The organism is Kitasatospora sp. NPDC051170, assembly GCF_044455705.1.
In the GTDB taxonomy this organism is placed as follows: domain Bacteria; phylum Actinomycetota; class Actinomycetes; order Streptomycetales; family Streptomycetaceae; genus Kitasatospora.
The window spans coordinates 785,372-803,628 of the sequence record NZ_JBITFA010000001.1 but is presented as its reverse complement, the minus strand read 5'-3'; the positions used below and the strand labels follow the sequence as shown (position 1 = coordinate 803,628).

Below are 18,257 nucleotides of genomic sequence, written 5' to 3'. Positions count from 1 at the left end.
ACGGTTACCTACGCCTCATCGCCCTGGTCGACGTCGTGCAGCGTCTCGCCGAACCGATTCAGCGCCTCCTCCGGCCCGCAGCCGAAGGCGCGGCCGATGTACTCCCAGGTCATCATGCTGCTGCGGGCCTTGCGGCCGGCCAGCAGTGCGGTCGAAGCCGCGGCCCGCTCGAACCGGGCGGCCGCACGGGCGGCGGCGTACGGCCTGCCGTCCGTCAGGTCGCAGATCCGGTCCACCAGCGCCGCGACCAGCTCCTCGACCTCACGCGGCACCACACCCTCGGCCAGGTCGACGTGCGCCTCCCAGTCCGCGAACGGCCCGACGGCCTTACCCACCGCCTCGGTCGCGTGGTCGTCACCGAAGTCCAGCACGTGCAGCCGCTCACCCCGCCAGCCGCAACCGCACCCACCACGCACCGCCGTGGCCCGCGGGCCGTCCGCCCCGTTGTAGAGCCACCAGGTGGTACGCCCGTCCGGCAACGGCGCCGGCTCACTGCCGTCCGCCAGCACCGCCGACGGGAAGCCCCGGTGGTTCCCGCTCTCGTCATTCCATGGCATGTCGCGCCCCTCGCGTCCCTCGAGTACGGCACCAGGTTTCTCGGCCCGTGACGCACTGTCAAGACTCGGCGACAACCCGTGCGACCCAAGGCCCACCCCCGCCGCCCGCCGGACACGGATCGGAGCCCCGCTCGATCCGGGCGGAGGCCCCCTTCACCGCCGCCCCCGGGCCGGTCCGCCGCCCGCCCTCGGCTGCTGCGTCCGGCTGCGCAGGAAGTCGGTGTGGTCGACTTCCTGTGCAGCGGGGTGGTCGCTGCGACGGATCAAGGGCGGTGGAGCGCGACGCCGGGTTCGTCGGCGCGCACCAGCCGCCGCGTGCCCGCCAGGGGGCACGCGGCGGCTGGGAGTCGGGCCGCCGACGGGGGTGCGAGGGGGATGGGTGCGAGGTTGCCGTTGGAGGGTGAGCGGGATCCGGCCGACCACCTGGTCGACGTCGGGGCGCCCGCGGTCGGCGAGGTGTGCGGAGAGCCGCCGTCCCGTCGGAACCGCCCGCCCCCCGCTGCACAGGAAGTCGACCACGCCGACTTCCTGTGCAGTGGGGCGGATGCGCTGGTGGATCAAGGTCAGTGGGGTGACGCACTGTCAAGGCTCTGCGGCAGCCTGGCTTGACCCGCGGTGCACACCAGCCGCCGCCGCGCGGCCCGGCGAACCGTTTGATCAGGGCCGAGGTCCCTCTGCCCAGGTGATCGAGGTTGGCGAGCTGCCGTCGCGCCGGGACCGCCCGCCCCCGGCTGCACAGGAAGTCGACCACGCCGACTTCCTGCGCAGCGTCGGTCCGGGGCGGGGCGGTTGTGTTGACGGATTGTGGTGGGTGGAGTGGGGCGCCGGGTTTGTGGGTGTGCACCGGCCGCTGGGCGCCCGTGGGGGGCGAGCTGTTTTGATCCGGCCGGGGTGGTCGGGGTTGGCGAGTTGCCGTCGCGCCGGAGCCGCCCGTCCCCGGTTGCGCAGGAAGTCGATCATGCCGACTTACTGTGCAGTAGGGCGCGGGGTTGGTGGGTGGGCGCCGGCCGCCGGGCGCCCACCGGGGGCGAGCTGTTTGGTCAGGGTGGAGGTCGCCCTGCCAGAGTGGGTGAGGTGGGTGGTGGGTTGCCGTTGCGCCGGGACCGCCCGTCCCTGGCTGCGCAGGAAGTCGACGATGCCGACTTCCTGTGCAGTGGGGTGCCGGGTTTGTGGGTGGGCGCCGGCCGCTGGGCGCCCGTGGGGGGCGAGCTGTTTTGATCTGGCCGGGGTGGTCGGGGTTGGTGGGTTGCCGTCGCGCCGGGACCGTCCGTCCCCGGTTGCGCAGGAAGTCGACTGCGCCGACTTCCTGTGCAGTGGGGTGGTTGTGCTGATGGATCGTGGTGGGTGGAGTGGGGTGCCGGGTTTGTGGGTGGGCGCCGGCTGCCGCGTGCCCACCGGGCGAGCTGTTTGATCTGGCCGGGGTGGTCGGGGTTGGTGGGTTGCCGTCGCGCCGGGACCGCCCGTCCCCGGCTGCGCGGGAAGTCGACCATGCCGACTTCCTGCGCAGCCGGGGCGATCAGAGGTGGGGGCTGGGCGGCTCGGTGAGCCGCTCGGTGCGGGCGGTGGTCTCCCCGTGCGGGGTGTGCGGGCCGGGGTGGTGGGGGAGCCGCTGCCTCGGCGGGGGCGGGCAGGGGCTGGGTGGTCGCGTCGAGGGGGCAAGGTTGATGGAGTGCGGCGCCGGGTTTTGTCGGCGTGTGACGCACCGCCAAGGATTGGCGGCACTCCGTGTGGTCCGTGGCTCCAGGCGGCGCGAGTCGGCCGCCGTGCGCTGGGCAGGGCGGGCAGGGCGTCGGGGTGGCTGGGGCGACGGGGTGTGGGTGGGGCAAGGGCCGGGGTGGATGAGGTGGGGGAGGCGACTTGGCGATATCGGAGCGTGTCGGGCGTTGACGGGGCTGATATGAAGAGGGGCCGCCGGTTCTACCGAGGGTGACGGATTGGCCTGGACCTGGTCGCGTACTGTGGTCCACAATCGACGAGGGGACTGCGAGTGGGAACCGAGGGTGCCGGGACGGAACAGCGCCAGCCCGTGATGGCGGACGTGGCGAAACTGGCGGGAGTGTCCCACCAGACGGTTTCCCGGGTGCTCAACGGCGCCCCGCACGTACGGCCCGACACCCGGGACCGGGTGCTGGCGGCCATACGGGAGCTGGACTACCGGCCCAACTCCGCGGCCCGCGCGCTGGTCACGCGGCGCTCGCAGACGCTCGGGGTGGTCAGTTTCGACTCCACCCTGTACGGCCCGGCCTCGATGCTGGAGGGGATAGAGCAGGCCGCGCGCAGCGCCGGGTACTTCGTGAGCGTGACCAGTCTGCGTTCGCTGGACGGCCGTTCGATCCAGGAGGCCGTCGACCGGCTGCGCGACCAGGGCGTGGAGGGGGTCGTGGTGATCGCGCCGCAGACCTCCGCCGTCAGCGCGGTGGCCCGGCTGTCGAGCTCGGTGCCGCTGGTCGCGGTCGGTTCGGGGACGCAGAGCCAGGTGCCCGTGGTGTCGGTGGACAACCGCACCGGGGCGGAGGCGGCCACCAGACATCTGCTCGACCTCGGGCACCGTACGGTCCACCACGTGGCGGGCCCGGCCAACTGGCTGGAGAGCCGGGACCGGGAGGAGGGCTGGCGAAGCACCCTGGAGGCGGCCGGGGCCATCGCGCCGGAGGTGGAGCGCGGTGACTGGAGCGCCCGTTCCGGTTACCAGGCGGGCCTTCGGATCGCCGAACTCGGTGACGTGAGCGCCGTGTTCTGCGCCAACGACCACATGGCCCTCGGCCTGCTGCGCGCCTTCCACGAGGCGGGCCGGTCGGTGCCGGGGGACATCAGCGTGGTCGGGTTCGACGACATCCCGGAGGCCGCGTACTTCATCCCGCCGCTGACCACGGTGCGGCAGGACTTCGGCGAGCTCGGCCGGAGGGCCCTGGAGCTGCTCGTGGAGGAGCTGGACGGCGTGGCGCACCCGCCCACGCAGGCGCAGATCTCCGCCGAGATGGTGCTGCGCCGCAGCGTGGGCCCCGCCGCCCGGCGCTGAGCCGTCGGGGCGCCGCCGCCGGCGCCCCCCACCAGCTGGTTCCTGGGCTTCTCCGGCCTGTGCCGCTTCCCTTGACAGCAGCATTGTGAGCGCTAACAATCAACCTGAGCGTGAACGAGAACGCTCCTCCCGCTCCGCCGGCCGGGCCACGCATTCCCCGCTTCTGTGCCCGGCCGGCGGCCAGCCGTTCTGCCCTTCACGAGGGAGAGGGAGCGGAACGAACACTGGCGCCGGTGCACTCCGCCCCCCGGTTTGCGAGCGCACCGGCGCCAGGCGACAACGCAGGCCCCCGTACGAAGGATGAGCCAGTGACCGTGACCCCCGCCCCCGACGCGGACCGATACGTCGTCGGCGTCGACTTCGGCACCCTCTCCGGCCGGGCCGTCGTGGTCAGGGTCCGGGACGGCGAGGAGCTGGGCACCGCCGTCCACGAGTACCCGCACGCCGTCATCGAGCGCGAACTGCCCGGCACCGGCGCCGTGTTGCCCCCCGACTGGGCGCTCCAGCACCCCGAGGACTGGCGCGAGGTGCTGCGCACCGCCGTCCCGGCCGCCCTCGCCGCCGCCGGCGTCGACCCCGCCCAGGTCATCGGCATCGCCACCGACTTCACCGCCTGCACCGTCCTGCCCGCGCTCGCGGACGGCACCCCGCTGGCCGAGACGGACGCCTGGGCCGCCCGCCCGCACGCCTGGCCCAAGCTCTGGAAGCACCACTCCGCGCAGCCCCAGGCGGACCGGATCAACGCCCTGGCCCACGCCCGCGGCGAGAAGTGGATCTCCCGCTACGGCGGCAGGATCTCCGCCGAGTGGCAGTACGCCAAGGCGCTCCAGGTGCTGGAGGAGGACCCGGCCGTCTACGCCGCGTGCGAGCGCTGGATCGAGGCCGCCGACTGGATCGTCTGGCAGCTCACCGGCGCCGAGAGCCGCAACACCTGCACCGCCGGCTACAAGGGCGTCTTCCAGGACGGGAGTTACCCGAGCGAGGACTATCTCGCCGCGCTCCACCCGGACTTCGCCGACTTCGCCCGCACCCGGCTGGAGCACCCGCTCTCCCCGCTCGGCTCCCGGGTCGGCGGACTGACCGCGGAGGCGGCGCGGTGGACGGGCCTGCCCGAGGGCATCGCCGTCGCCGCCGGCAACGTCGACGCGCACGTGGCCGCCCCCGCCGCCCGCGCCGTCGAGGACGGCCGGCTCCTGGCCATCATGGGCACCTCCACCTGTCACGTCGTCAACGGCGCCACCCTCGCCGACGTCCCCGGCATCTGCGGCGTGGTCGAGGACGGCATCGTGACCGGCTCCTACGGCTACGAGGCCGGCCAGAGCGCCGTCGGCGACATCTTCGCCTGGTGGCTGCGCCAGGGCGTGCCCGCCGAGTACCTGGCCGAGGCCGAGGCCAACGGCGAGGACCTGCACCGGCTGCTCACCCGCAAGATCGCCGGCCAACCCGTGGGCGCCCACGGCCTGGTGGCCCTCGACTGGATGAACGGCAACCGTTCCACCCTGGTCGACCACCACCTCTCCGGCGTGATCGTCGGCCTCACCCTCTCCACCCGCCCCGAGGAGATCTACCGCGCCCTGCTGGAGGCCACCGCCTTCGGCACCCGCGTCATCGTCGAGGCCCTGGAGCAGGGCGGCGTCCCCGTCACCGAGTTCATCGTCACCGGCGGCCTCAAGAAGAACGCCCTGCTGATGCAGATCTACGCCGACGTGCTGCGCCGCCCGGTCTCGCTCGCCGAGTCCGAGCAGGGCCCGGCGCTCGGCTCGGCGATCCACGCCGCCGTCGCGGCCGGGGCGCACCCGGACGTACGGACCGCGGCCGCCGCCATGGGCCGGGTGCAGCAGGGGGCCTACCGGCCGGACGAGGCGAACGCCGACACGTACGACCGGCTCTTCGCCGAGTACCGCGCCCTGCACGACCACTTCGGCCTCGGCGCCGACAAGCTCCTGCACCGTCTGCGCGACATCCGCAACGCCGCGCTGACCACCCTCACCGCCCCGGCCACCCCCACGACGTCGAGCGAGGCCCTGTGAACGCGACCATCGACCTCATCCGCCGCCAGGTCAGCGACCTCCACGGGGAACTGGTCCGCTACAACCTGGTGGTCTGGACCGCCGGCAACGTCTCCGCCCGCGTCCCCGGCGAGGACCTCCTGGTCATCAAGCCCAGCGGCGTCTCCTACGACGAGCTGGCACCCGCGAACATGATCGTCTGCGACCTCGACGGCAACGTCGTCGAGGGCGAGCACGCGCCCTCCTCCGACACGGCCGCCCACGCCTACGTCTACCGCCACATGCCCGAGGTCGGCGGCGTGGTGCACACCCACTCCACCTTCGCCTGCGCCTGGGCCGCCCGCGGCGAGGCCGTGCCCTGCGTACTCACCGCGATGGCCGACGAGTTCGGCGCCGAGATCCCCGTCGGCCCGTTCGCCCTGATCGGCGACGACTCGATCGGCCGCGGCATCGTGGACACCCTCAAGGGCCACCGCTCGCCCGCCGTCCTGATGCAGAACCACGGTGTCTTCACCGTCGGCAAGGACGCCAAGGCGGCCGTCAAGGCGGCCGTGATGTGCGAGGACGTGGCCCGCACCGTCCACCTCTCCCGCCAGCTCGGCGAACCCCTGCCGATCGCGCAGGCGGACATCGACAGTCTCAACTTCCGTTACCAGAACGTCTACGGCCAGCCCCAGGCCCGGTGAGGAGCCACCCCATGACCAAGCCACTCGAAGGCCGCCAGGTCTGGTTCCTGACCGGCAGCCAGGGCCTGTACGGCGAGGAGACGCTGCGCCAGGTCGCCGAGCAGTCCCAGCGCATAGCCGAGGCCCTGAACCGCGACGCCGCCGTCCCGGTGGAGATCGCCTGGAAGCCCGTCCTCACCGACGCGAGCGCCATCCGCCGGATCGCCCTGGAGGCCAACTCCGCGGACGACTGCATCGGCCTGATCGCCTGGATGCACACCTTCTCCCCGGCCAAGATGTGGATCGCGGGCCTCGACGCCCTGCAGAAGCCGCTGCTGCACCTGCACACCCAGGCCAACGTCGAACTGCCCTGGGCCTCCATCGACATGGACTTCATGAACCTGAACCAGGCCGCCCACGGCGACCGCGAGTTCGGCTACATCCAGTCCCGCCTCGGCGTCGCCCGCAAGACCGTCGCCGGACACGTCAGCGACCCGGCCGTGTCCGCCAGGATCGGCACCTGGGCCCGCGCCGCCTCCGGCCGCGCCGAACTGCGCAGCCTCAAGCTCGCCCGCTTCGGCGACAACATGCGCGACGTCGCCGTCACCGAGGGCGACAAGGTCGAGGCCCAGCGCCGCTTCGGCGTCTCCGTCAACACCTACGGCGTCAACGACCTGGTCGCCGCCGTGGACGCCGCCGAGGATGGCGAGGTCACCGCACTGGTCAAGGAGTACGAGGAGGTCTACCGCCTCGCCCCCGAACTGCGCGCCGGCGGCGAGCGCCACGAGTCGCTGCGCTACGCGGCGCGCATCGAGCTCGGCCTGCGCGGCTTCCTGGAGCAGGGCGGCTTCAAGGCGTTCACCTCCAACTTCGAGGACCTCGGCGGGCTCCGGCAGCTGCCCGGCCTCGCCGTGCAGCGGCTGATGGCCGACGGCTACGGCTTCGGCGGCGAGGGCGACTGGAAGACCGCCACGCTGCTGCGCACCCTCAAGGTGACCTCCGCGGGGCTGGCCGGCGGCACCTCCTTCATGGAGGACTACACGTACCACCTGGAGTTCGGCCGCGAGCTGATCCTCGGCGCGCACATGCTGGAGGTCTGCCCGAGCATCGCCGCCGGCACCCCCTCCTGCGAGATCCACCCGCTGTCCATCGGCGGGCGGGAGGACCCGGTCCGGCTGGTCTTCGACGCCGAGCCCGGCCCCGCCGTCGTCGTCGGACTCGCCGACCTGGGCGACCGCTTCCGGCTGGTCGCCAACGAGGTGGACCTGGTCACGGCGCCGGCGGACCTGCCCAACCTGCCCGTCGCCCGGGCCGTGTGGAAGCCTCGCCCGGACTTCCACACCTCCACCGAGGCATGGCTGACGGCCGGCGGGCCGCACCACACCGTGCTCTCCGCCGCGGTCGGCACCGAGGAGCTCGACGACCTCGCCGAGATGCTGGCGGTGGAGCTGCTGGTGATCGACGACGACACCAGGATCCGCCAGTTCACCAAGGAACTGCGCTGGAACCAGGCGTACCACCGGCTGGCCCAGGGGCTGTGAGTTCCGCATCCGGAAACGACGACGCCCGCCGGCCCGGCGGGCGTCGCGCCGTTTCACCACCGTCGGCCGCGCCCCTGTCGGCGCCCCTCGCAGCATCCCTCTTCCTGGAATCGTCGATCGGAGACCAGCCCGTGCCCGCAGACCTCCTCGTCTCCCCAGGCGACCTGATGGCGGCCCAGGAGGACGCCGCGGCCATGTCGGACGGCCGGCGCGTCACCCGCTGGACGTTCGGCTCCCGCACCGGGGTGACGGCGGAGGTGCTCAGTCTGGGCGCCCGCCTCCAGGCCGTGACCGTGCCGGACCGCACCGGCCGGCGGGCCAACGTCGTCCTCGGCGGGGCCGATCTCGAGGACCTGTTCGGCGAGGCGTCGTACTTCGGGGCGACCGTCGGCCGCTACGCCAACCGGATCGCCGGCGGCGTGCTGCCCCTCGACGGCGTGACGCACCGGCTGGCCACCCAGCGCGGCGGCCACCTCCTGCACGGCGGCCCGGACGGCTTCGCCACCCGGCTCTGGGACGGAGTCCCGGTCCGGGCGGACGGGCGGGTCGGCGTCCGGTTCCGGCTGCGCAGCCCCGCCGGGGACCAGGGGTTCCCAGGGACCGTCACCGCCGAGGTGACGTACCTGCTCGACGCCCACGGTGAGCTCTCGATCACCTACCAGGCGGCCACCGACGCCCCGACGGTCGTCAACCTCACCAACCACGCGTACTTCAACCTGGCGGGCGAGGGCCGCGGATCGGTGCTCGACCACGAACTGCGCGTCGAGGCGGCCGGGTACCTCCCGGTGGACGAGGGGCTGATACCGCTCGGCCCGGTCGAGCCCGTCGCCGGTACGCCGTTCGACCTGCGCCGGGCCCGCAGGATCGGGGCCTGCATCACCGGGGTGGTGCACCCCCAGCTGCGCGCGGCCGGATTCGGCTTCGACCACACCTGGGTGCTCGACGGCTCCGGGTTCCGGCGGGCCGCGGTGCTGAGCCACCCGGAGAGCGGGCGCCAGGTCGAGTGCCTCACCACGGAGCCGGGGATCCAGGTCTACACCGGGAACCACTTCGACGGCGCGGTGACCGGCCCCTCCGGCCACGGGTACACCGCGTACGCGGGCGTCGCGCTGGAGACCCAGCACTTCCCGGACTCGCCCAACCGGCCCGACTACCCGTCCACCGTGCTCCGGCCGGGGGAGAAGTACCGGTCGCGGACGGTGTACCGCTTCTCGGCGGAATAGCGGAGTGGCCGAGTAGCCGAACAGCGGAGTAGCCGAACAGCGGAACAGTGGCCGTCGGGAGAGACGGTGAGGTGGGGAGGGGTGGCGGGCCCGGCGGGGCGCCGCCACCCCTCCTCCTGTTCCCCCGCTCAGTCGGCCACGAAGACCCGGACGTCCCAGGCGCCGAGGGTGACCGCCCCGCCGGCCGGCACCGAGGCGCCGCCCAGCACGTCGGTCAGGGCCACCGGGGCCTGGGCGCGGGCGGGCTGCCAGCTCCAGTTGTGCACCACGTGGACGCGGCGTCCGTCCGGGGCCGCCCCGGTGGTGGCGGTGACGGAGACGGGCAGGTCGCGCCAGCCGCCGACGGGGTCGGGCGCCAGCCAGGCGGCGAGCGCCCGGGCCAGGTCGCGTCCGGGGACGGTGCCGACGCAGGTCACCCGGCCCTGGCCGTGGGCGCGGGTGGTGGCCGCGGACCAGCGGCCGAAGTGCGGGTGGTCGTACCCGGCCAGCACGGTGGCGTCGGTCGCGTTGAGGCCCTCCACCCAGCGGGTCGCGGTCGCGCCCGGCGGAAGGGCCAGCGGACTGCCGGGCACGGCGCGCAGCGGGAGGTCCGCGGGCAGGTTGCTGAACTCGTCGTACCAGGCGCCCGCCGCGGCCGTCAGGCGTGGCGGCGCGCTCTCGTGGCGGGCCCGGGCCTCGTGGTCGGCGTAGCCGGTGCGGGGGCCGAGTACGAGGTGGCCGCCGGCCTCGGCGTAGTCGGCGAGCCGGTCCAGCAGCGCGTCCTCGGCGAGGTAGAGCCCGGGCGCGACCAGCACCGGATGGCGCCGCGCGGCCTCCTGCGGGGTCAAGCCCTGGTCGCTTCCCAGCAGTTGGCGGGAGTGGAGGATGCGCACCTGGAGTCCGGCCTCGAAGGCGCCGCGGTAGAACGCGTCGAAGATGCGGTGGTAGGAGGTCGGGTCGGCGCTGCCGTCCGGCCTGGCGAAGGGCGGGTACTTCTGCATCAGCCACTTGCTGGGCATGGAGTAGACCATGGCGATGTCGGCGTCCGGGTCGAGCCCGGCGACCAGGGCCCCGGCCTTCTCGAACTCGGCTCCCAGGCGGGCGAGTTCGGCGTAAACCCGGCCCGGCTTGCCGCTGTGCGGCAGGATGCCGCCCCAGTACGTCTCGGTGCCGAAGTTCAGGGTGTGCCAGTGCCAGTACTCGATCATCCGGGCGCCGCGCGAGACCAGCGCCCAGGCGGCCTGGCGCCACTGGCCGTCGAAGGCGGGCTGGTTCTCCGAAGTGCCGCTGATGGCCTGGGCGTTGGTCTCGGTGACCAGGAACGGTTCCTGGCGGGAGGAGAAGAGCCGGTCGGCGCTCTGGTACAGCGCCCAGACGCCGGTGGTCTTCCACCGCTGCTCGTGGTCCTCGGGTGTGGGGTCGGGCAGCGCGAGGGCGTCCTGCATGTCGTAGTACGGGTTGCCCGCGGTGACGTCCAGGGCGTCGGTGGCCTCGTCGTCCTCCAGCGCGGGGTGGTTGTAGGCGAGGCAGGTGGTGACGAACTGGTCGGGCCGGGCGTACTCACGGGTGATCGCGGCCTGCCAGGCGACGAACTCGGTGGTCTGGCGGGCCTGGAACGCCCGCCAGGCGACGTCGTACTGGGGCTGCTGGTTGTGGTCGGGCCTCCACAGGTCGGCCCAGGTGGAGAGCCGGTGCGACCAGTAGACCAGGCCCCACTCCCGGTTGAGGGTCTCCACGTCCCCGTAGGTGTGCCGCAGGTGGTCGGTGAAGCGCTGGAACACGCCCTCGTTGTGCGGCAGGCGCAGGCCCGGTTCGTTGTCCACCTGGAAGCCGATGACGGCGGGGTGGGAGGCGTGGCGGGCGAGGATCCGCCGACTGACGCGCTCGGCGTGGTAGCGGAAGGCGGGGTGGGAGAAGTCGGCCTCCTGGCGGGCGCCCCAGCCCATCGGCCGGCCGGTGGACTGCTCGGTGACGATCTCCGGGTACTGCCGGGCCAGCCACGGCGGCACGGCGTACGTCGGGGTGCCCAGCAGGACGGAGATGCCGCGCTCGTAGGCGCCGTCGAGAACGGGGGTGAGCCATTCGAGGTCGAACTCGCCGTTCTCGGGCTCCCAGGTGGACCAGACCGACTCGCCGACCCGGATGACGGTGAACCTCGCCTGCGTCATGAGGTCGAGGTCTTCCTTGAGCCGCTCGTACGGCTGGTACTCGTGGTAGTAGGCGGCGCCGAACAGGACGCGCGGGGGCAGCAGGGCCATGGGGAACCTCGGGACGTGAGGGGGCCCGGCTGCCGGGGGCGGTAGCTGGGGCGATCAGACGGTGGTCAGCTACGTGGTGTCAACTGTGGTGCGGTGCCTGGGCGGTGCTCTCGCGGAGCCGCAGCTGCGGTGGCATCAGGAGGAGTTGCTCCTGCGGGTCCTTGCCTGCGGCGCGGGCGGTGATCCTCGCCATGACCTGTTCGACGGCGACGTGTCCGAGGTCTTTTTGGGGGCTGGTGACGGAGGTGAGGCGGGGGGAGTGTTGTTCGGCGAGGGGGTCGGGGCAGATGGCGATGACGGAGGCGTCTTCCGGTACGGTGCGTCCGCTGGCGCGCAGCAGGCTGAGCAGCGGGCCGATCGCGGCCTCGTTCTGCACGACGAAGGCGGTGGTGTCGGGGCGGTCGGCGAGGATGCGGGCGAGGGTGCCGGCGGTGCTCTCGTAGGTGCCTTCGCAGGGGCGGTGGAGGAAGCGCAGGCCGCGTGCTTGGGCGCGGGTGCGGAAGCCGTTGAGGGTGCGTTCGGCGTAGCCGGCGTGGCGGCGGTAGGTGGCGGTGCTGTAGCCGATGAAGGCGATGTGGTGGTGGCCGAGGTCGGCGAGGTGGTCGGCGCACAGGGCGCCGGCGGTGGCGAAGTCGTGGTCGACGCAGGAGAGTCCGGTGGGGTCGTCGGGCAGGCCGATGAGGGCGGCGGGGATGTCCTGGGCGCGTAGGACGGGGATGCGGTCGTCGTCGAGGCGGACGTCCATGAGGATGACGCCGTCGGCGAGGCCGGTGGCGGCGACGCGGCGGACCCCCTCGGGCCCTTCGTCGTTGGTGAGGAGCAGGACGTCGTAGCCGTGTTCGCGGGCCGCGACGGTGACGGCGATGGCGATCTCCATCATGGTGGGGACGTGCACCTGGGGGTGGAGCGGTACGACCAGGGCGATGATGTGCGAGCGTTTGCCGGCCAGGGCGCGGGCGCCGGCGTGGGGGTGGTAGCCGAGGTGGGTGATGGCCCGTTCGATGCGGGTCCTGGTCTCGTCGGAGATGGGGCGTTTGCCGCTGAGGGCGTAGCTGACCGTGCTGGACGAGACGCCGGCGTGCCTGGCCACATCGGCGAGTGTCACCATCGCTCTGCTTCCTTCTGTCGGTTCCGGTGGGAGCGGTCGGGCGTAGGAGCGAAGGTCGGCGACGGCGCAGCGGGGCGGCGGCTGCTCGAATCGAGCTCCCGTTCTCCCGACGAAGAGCATATTGTCGAAGCGCTTCGAAAGGAACCCGTGGCACCACACGGCCATCAAATCACCTGTGATCACGGTGAGTTGAGCGAGGGGGACGTGGAATCGTCGAAGCGCTTGGCGCACAGCAGCGAGCCGGGCCGTGCGGATCGCACGGCCCGGCTCGCGGGTGGTCGGGGTGGTCGGGGTCAGCGGGCGCCGAGGAGGTGCTCCAGGGCCAGCTGGTCCAGCTGCTCGAAGGCCATGCCGCGCGCGGCGGCCGTGTCGACCTCGAACTCCTCGAAGGCGGCCCGGTCCGCGAGCAGCCCGGCCAGGCCGTCCTCGGCCGTGGGGAGGGCGAGTTCGGGCAGCCGGGAGGCGGCGAGGGCGGTTTGGACCTCGGGGTCGGCGCGGAAGGCGCGGGAACGCTCGGCCAGCAGCAGGTAGTTGCGCATGCAGCCGGCCGCCGAGGCCCAGACGCCGTCGAAGTCCTCGGTGCGCGGCGGCTTGAAGTCGAAGTGCTTCGGGCCGTCGTAGCCGGCCGACTCCAGCAGGTCGACCAGCCAGAACGCCTGGCGCAGGTCGCCCGCGCCGAAGCGGAAGTCCTGGTCGTACTTGATGCCGGACTGGCCGTTGAGGTCGATGTGGAACAGCTTGCCGTGCCACAGGGCCTGGGCGATGCCGTGCGGGAAGTTGAGCCCGGCCATCTGCTCGTGGCCGACCTCGGGGTTGAGGCCGACGCGCTCGGGCCGCTCCAGGGCGTTGATGAACGCCAGGGCGTGGCCGACCGTGGGCAGCAGGATGTCGCCGCGGGGCTCGTTGGGCTTGGGCTCGATCGCGAACCGCAGGTCGTAGCCCTGCTGTTCGACGTACTCGCCCAGCAGGTCGAACGCCTCCTTCAGCCGGTCGAGCGCGGTGCGCACGTCCTTGGCCGCGCCGGACTCGGCGCCCTCGCGCCCGCCCCAGGCGACGTAGACCGAGGCGCCGAGTTCGGCGGCCAGGTCGATGTTGCGGATGGTCTTGCGCAGCGCGTAGCGCCGTACGTCGCGGTCGTTGGCGGTAAAGGCGCCGTCCTTGAAGACCGGGTGGGTGAAGAGGTTGGTGGTGGCCATCGGGACGGCCAGCCCGGCGGTGTCCAGGGCGGCGCGGAAGCGCTTGACGGTCTGCTCGCGGGTGGCCTCGTCCGCGCCGAAGGGGATCAGGTCGTCGTCGTGGAAGGTGACGCCGTAGGCGCCGAGGCCGGCGAGGCGCTGCACGGTCTCGACCGGGTCGAGGGCGGGGCGGGTCGCGTCGCCGAAGGGGTCGCGGCCCTGCCAGCCGACGGTCCACAGACCGAAGGTGAACTTGTGCGTGGGGGTGGGGGTGAGGCTGTCGCTGGACATGGTGCGGCTCCGGATTCCTCGCCGAGGGGGTGTTTGTCAGGGCTCTCAACAAATTAGTATGCCGGGACGCCAGAGGAAACCCCACCGGAGGAAACGCATGCCCGAGCAGCGCGTCGTGATCGGCTTCGACAGCTCCACCCAGTCCACCAAGGCGATCGCCGTCGACCTCGACACCGGCGCCGTCCTGGGCGTCGGCCGCGCCCCGCACACCGTCAGCCCGGGGGCGGGCCGCGAGAGCGACCCCGAGCAGTGGTGGGCCGCGCTCGGACAGGCCGCGGCGGGCACCGGCTGGGCGGACCGCGCGGCCGCCGTCTCGATCGCCGGCCAGCAGCACGGCCTGGTCACCCTGGACGCGGCCGGGGCGCCCGTGCGCCCCGCGCTGCTCTGGAACGACGTCCGATCGGCGCCCCAGGCCGCCGAGTCGAGGGACGCGATCGGAGCGGAGGAACTCGCCCGCCGCACCGGCAGCGTGCCCACCGCCGCCTTCACCGCCCCCAAGTGGGCCTGGCTGCGCGCCCACGAGCCCGCCGCCGCCGACCGCGTCGCGGCCGTCCGCCTGCCCCACGACTTCCTCACCGAACGGCTGACCGGCGCGGGCGTCACCGACCGGGGCGACGCCTCCGGAACCGGCTGGTGGGGCCCGGACGGCTACGACCGCGGCCTCCTCGCCCGGATCGCCCTCGACCCGGCCCTGCTGCCCGAGGTCCTGCCCCCCGGCGCCCAGGCCGGCACCGTCCGCCCCGGGACGCCGCTGCGCGAAGGCGCGCCCGTGGCCACCGGCACCGGCGACAACATGGCCGCCGCCCTCGGCCTCGGCCTGCTCCCCGGGCAGCCGGTGCTCAGCCTCGGCACCTCCGGCACGGTCTACGCGGTGAGCCGGATCAGGCCCGCCGACCCGAGTGGCACCGTGGCCGGCTTCGCCGACGCCCTCGGCGGCTGGCTGCCGCTGGCCTGCACGCTCAACTGCACCCAGGCCGTCGACCGCATCGCCGCGCTGCTCGGCCGGGGCCGCGAGGAGGTCGAGGAGGGCGGCACCGCCGTCGTCCTGCCCTACCTGGACGGCGAGCGGACACCCGACCTCCCGGGCGCCTCCGGCCTGATCCACGGGCTGCGCCACGACACCACCCCCGGACAACTGCTCCAGGCCGCCTACGACGGCGCCGCCCACGCCCTGCTCGCCGCCCTGGACGAGGTGCTGCGCGCGGCGGGCGCCGACCCGGCGGGGGACGAGCCGCTGCTGCTGATCGGCGGCGGCGCCCGCGGGCACGCCTGGCAGCGGACCGTGCTGCGGCTGTCGGGCCGCGCCGTCCAGGTGCCGGAGGCCGAGGAGCTGGTCGCGCTCGGAGCCGCCGCCCAGGCCGCCGCCCTGCTCACCGGCGAGCCCGCCGACGCCGTCGCCCGCCGCTGGCGGACGACCCGGGGCCCGGTGCTGGACCCGGTGAAGCGGGACGAGGACGCGCTCGCCCTGATCGGGGATACCCTGCGTCGGGCCGGGTCCCTGCAGGGCGCACCGGCCCGGGACCGGTAGGAGGGCACGTGACAGTGGTGGGCAGGGCGGACGGGCCGCCGGCGAGTGGACCGGCGTCGCAACAGGACATGCGGCGGCAGAACCTCGCGGTCGTCCTCGGCGCGGTCCGTGTGCACAGCCCGCTCTCCCGTGCGGACGTCGCCGGACACGTCGGACTGACCAGGGCGGCGGTCTCCTCCCTGGTCGACGAGCTGATCGGCCGTGGCGCGCTGACCGAGGCCCCGGCCACGGCCAGCGGCCGCGTCGGCCGGCCCGGACGGGCGCTGGCCGTGAGCGAGAGCGGCCCGGCGGGCCTCGGCCTGGAGATCGGCGTCACCCACCTCGGCGCCTGCGTGGTGGACCTGCGCGGCGAGCCGCAGGTCTGGCGCCGGGTGGAACGGGCCAACGCGGGCCGGCCCGTCGGGCAGGTCCTGGCCGAGGTCGCCGCGCTGGCGGCCGAGGCGGAGGCGGAGGCCTCCGCCCTCGGACTGCGCGTCGAGGGCCGCGTCCTGGCCGTGCCCGGGGTGGTGCCGAACGGGCCCGGCGCCGTCGTCGAACGCGCGCCCAACCTGGGCTGGCACGGCGTCAGGCTCGCCGACCACTGGCCCGACGCGGACACCGTGCCCGAACCCGAGAACGAGGCCAACCTCGGGGCGCTGGCCGAGTGCTGGAGCACGGAACCGGCCCTGGAGACCTTCGTCCACGTCTCCGCCGAGACCGGCATCGGCTCCGCCCTGGTCATAGACGGCCGGCTCTTCCGGGGCGCCCGCGGCTTCGCCGGCGAACTCGGCCACATCCCCATCCAGCCCGAGGGCGTCGACTGCCCCTGCGGCTCCCGCGGCTGCCTGGAGCAGTACGCGGGCGAGGCGGCCGTCCTGCGCGAGGCCGGACTCGCCCCCCTCGACGGCACGGCGGGCCCGGCCGACCCCGTCGCCCTGCTGGCCGAACGGGCCGCCGCCGGGCATCCGCCCACCCTGGCCGCGCTGGACCGCGCCGGGCAGGCCCTGGGCCTCGCCCTCGCCTCCGCCGTGGAACTCGTCGACCCGGACGGCCTCGTCCTCGGCGGCGCCTACGCCGAACTCGCCGACTGGCTGCTCCCCGCCGTACGCGCCGAGCTGGCGGCCCGGGTCACCGTACGGCCCTGGGCCCCGGAGGCGCTGCGCCCGTCCGCCCTCGGCCGGCGCGGGCCGCTGCTGGGCGCGGCGCTGACGACGGTCCGCCGCATCATGGCGGACCCGACCCGGCTGCCGGCGGGCTGACCCGGCGTCCTTTGGTCGCACACTCCCGCCGACGCTAGGGTGTGGCGCTCGTACTCGAAGGACCGCTCCCCCCGAGGGAGATGGGGAGGGACCCATGGACGCCGATCACGCAGGTCTGGTGGTCGCGGCGCAGGCCGGTGACGAACGGGCGCGCGAGGAGCTGATCGCCGCGCACCTGCCGCTGCTCTACAACATCGTCGGGCGGGCGCTGAGCGGACACGCGGACGTCGACGACGTCGTCCAGGAGACCCTGCTGCGCGTGGTGCGCGACCTGCCCGCCCTGCGCTCGCCGGAGAGCTTCCGCTCCTGGCTGGTGTCGATCGCGCTGCGCCAGATCAGTACGCACCGGCACCGGTTGAGCGTCTTCGCCGACCGGACCGTGGTCATCGACGAGGCGCACCGCATCCCGGACGCCGGCGCCGAGCCCCAGGACACGGCGATCCTGCGGCTGCACGTGTCGGACGAACGCCGTCAGGTCGTCGAGGCCGGCCGCTGGCTCGACCCGGACCACCGGGTGCTGCTGTCGCTGTGGTGGCAGGAGGGCGCCGGATCGCTGAGCCGCGACGACCTCGCCGCCGCGACGGGGCTCACGGCCGCCCACGTCGGCGTGCGCCTGCAACGCATGCGCGAGCAGCTGGACCTGAGCCGGACGATCGTCTCCGCACTGAACGCCGACCCGCGCTGTCCACGGCTGGACGAGACGGTGACCGGCTGGGACGGAACGCCCGCCTCGGTGTGGCGCAAGCGGATCGCCCGGCACACCCGCGACTGCCCGGCCTGCGCGCCGACGCCGGCCGAACGGATCCCGGCCGAACTGCTGCTCCTGCGCGTCGCGCCGCTCGCCGTCCCCGTCGGGCTCCTCGCCGCGCTGGTGGCCAAGGGCCTGCTGCCGGGCACGGCCCTGAGCGCCGCCGGGGCGGCCTCCGTCGCGGCGGGCGGAGGAAGCCTGCACGGCTCGCTGGCGGCCAAGCTCTCCGCCGTGACCGCCCATCCGCTGCTGTCCCTCGCCGCCGGCGCGGTGCTGGTCACCGGCGCGACGGCCACCTACGCGGTCTGGCCCGAACCGGCGCCCCGGGCACCCGCCGTCACGGCAGCCCCCACCGCAGCCCCCACCGCCGCGCCCCGGGTGAGCCCGTCCCCGTCCCCGGCCGCGCCCGCCGCCGCGGCCGTGGTTCCGCCGGGCCCGCGGTCGCTGGAGTCCGTGGAGGATCCCGCGCTGTACCTCACGTACGCCGACGACTTCGCGACGCTCGGCCGGGTCGACGCGTCCGCCGGCGCGCAGACGCGGCAGCGGGCGACCTTCACGGTCGTCGGCGGCCTGGCCGACGCCCGGTGCGTCACCTTCCGCGCGGCGGACGGCCGTTACCTGCGCCACCGCGAGCTGCGGCTACGGCTGAGCGCGGACGACGGCAGCGAGCTCTTCCGCAAGGACGCGACCTTCTGCCCGCAGCCCGGTTCGGTCGCCGGGTCGGTGACCCTGCACGCGCACAACTACCCCGGATCGGCCCTGCACCACCGCGACGGCGGCGTCTGGCTCGACGGCGACAACGGCACCCGGGCCTTCGCCGACCAGGCGTCCTTCCTCGTGCGCGGGGCGTGGGCCTGACGGCGCCTGACGGGCCCGACCACGCAGCGGGCCCTGGCGTAACGCTTTTCTCCTGCGAGG

Annotated in this window: 12 protein-coding genes; 8 read left to right on the top strand and 4 right to left on the bottom strand. The window is 73.9% G+C overall.

The window, feature by feature from the left end:
* Positions 1 to 8: 8 nt before the first annotated feature.
* Positions 9 to 557, bottom strand: coding sequence for a hypothetical protein (locus tag ACIBCA_RS03575; protein WP_396281127.1), 549 nt, complete (start codon positions 555 to 557; stop codon positions 9 to 11).
* A gap of 1,987 nt (positions 558 to 2,544) precedes the next feature.
* Between ACIBCA_RS03575 and ACIBCA_RS03570 the strand changes: the two genes are divergently transcribed.
* The 5 genes from ACIBCA_RS03570 (at position 2,545) to ACIBCA_RS03550 (ending at position 9,014) form a co-directional block, all read left to right on the top strand.
* The gene (locus tag ACIBCA_RS03570; protein WP_396281126.1) at positions 2,545 to 3,576 is read left to right on the top strand and encodes a LacI family DNA-binding transcriptional regulator; all 1,032 of its coding nucleotides are present in this window, start codon (positions 2,545 to 2,547) and stop codon (positions 3,574 to 3,576) included.
* 314 nt (positions 3,577 to 3,890) lie between these two features.
* A complete protein-coding gene (locus ACIBCA_RS03565; RefSeq protein ID WP_396281240.1) occupies positions 3,891 to 5,606 on the top strand; it encodes a ribulokinase in 1,716 nt (571 codons plus the stop codon).
* Complete coding sequence (locus ACIBCA_RS03560; protein WP_396281125.1) at positions 5,603 to 6,271, top strand: L-ribulose-5-phosphate 4-epimerase; 669 nt, start codon at positions 5,603 to 5,605, stop codon at positions 6,269 to 6,271. The genes ACIBCA_RS03565 and ACIBCA_RS03560 overlap by 4 nt, the downstream gene beginning before the upstream one ends.
* A gap of 11 nt (positions 6,272 to 6,282) precedes the next feature.
* Entirely contained in the window at positions 6,283 to 7,791 is a 1,509-nt protein-coding gene (araA, locus tag ACIBCA_RS03555; protein ID WP_396281124.1) for an L-arabinose isomerase, read from the top strand.
* A gap of 167 nt (positions 7,792 to 7,958) precedes the next feature.
* A complete protein-coding gene (locus ACIBCA_RS03550) occupies positions 7,959 to 9,014 on the top strand; it encodes an aldose epimerase family protein (RefSeq protein WP_396281239.1) in 1,056 nt (351 codons plus the stop codon).
* A 128-nt stretch (positions 9,015 to 9,142) separates the two neighbouring features.
* On the opposite strand, the gene ACIBCA_RS03545 is transcribed toward ACIBCA_RS03550, so the two are convergent.
* The 3 genes from ACIBCA_RS03545 to xylA all read right to left on the bottom strand — a co-directional run bounded on the left by ACIBCA_RS03545 (position 9,143) and on the right by xylA (position 13,825).
* Positions 9,143 to 11,251: a beta-galactosidase gene (locus ACIBCA_RS03545; RefSeq protein ID WP_396281123.1), complete on the bottom strand. Its 2,109-nt coding sequence runs from the start codon at positions 11,249 to 11,251 to the stop codon at positions 9,143 to 9,145.
* A gap of 79 nt (positions 11,252 to 11,330) precedes the next feature.
* Positions 11,331 to 12,359, bottom strand: coding sequence for a LacI family DNA-binding transcriptional regulator (locus ACIBCA_RS03540; RefSeq protein WP_396281122.1), 1,029 nt, complete (start codon positions 12,357 to 12,359; stop codon positions 11,331 to 11,333).
* Between the two features lie 293 nt (positions 12,360 to 12,652).
* On the bottom strand, positions 12,653 to 13,825 hold the full coding sequence (xylA, locus tag ACIBCA_RS03535; RefSeq protein ID WP_396281121.1) for a xylose isomerase: 1,173 nt from the start codon (positions 13,823 to 13,825) through the stop codon (positions 12,653 to 12,655).
* Between the two features lie 97 nt (positions 13,826 to 13,922).
* Here xylA and xylB point away from each other — a divergent pair, with 97 nt between their 5' ends.
* The 3 genes from xylB (at position 13,923) to ACIBCA_RS03520 (ending at position 18,197) form a co-directional block, all read left to right on the top strand.
* Positions 13,923 to 15,353, top strand: a complete 1,431-nt coding sequence (xylB, locus tag ACIBCA_RS03530; protein ID WP_396281120.1) for a xylulokinase — start codon at positions 13,923 to 13,925, stop codon at positions 15,351 to 15,353.
* Between the two features lie 68 nt (positions 15,354 to 15,421).
* Positions 15,422 to 16,591 carry an ROK family protein gene (locus ACIBCA_RS03525; RefSeq protein ID WP_396281119.1) on the top strand — a complete coding sequence of 390 codons (1,170 nt, stop codon included), beginning with the start codon at positions 15,422 to 15,424 and terminating at the stop codon, positions 16,589 to 16,591.
* A 94-nt stretch (positions 16,592 to 16,685) separates the two neighbouring features.
* The gene (locus ACIBCA_RS03520) at positions 16,686 to 18,197 is read left to right on the top strand and encodes a sigma-70 family RNA polymerase sigma factor (protein WP_396281118.1); all 1,512 of its coding nucleotides are present in this window, start codon (positions 16,686 to 16,688) and stop codon (positions 18,195 to 18,197) included.
* Positions 18,198 to 18,257 lie beyond the last annotated feature (60 nt).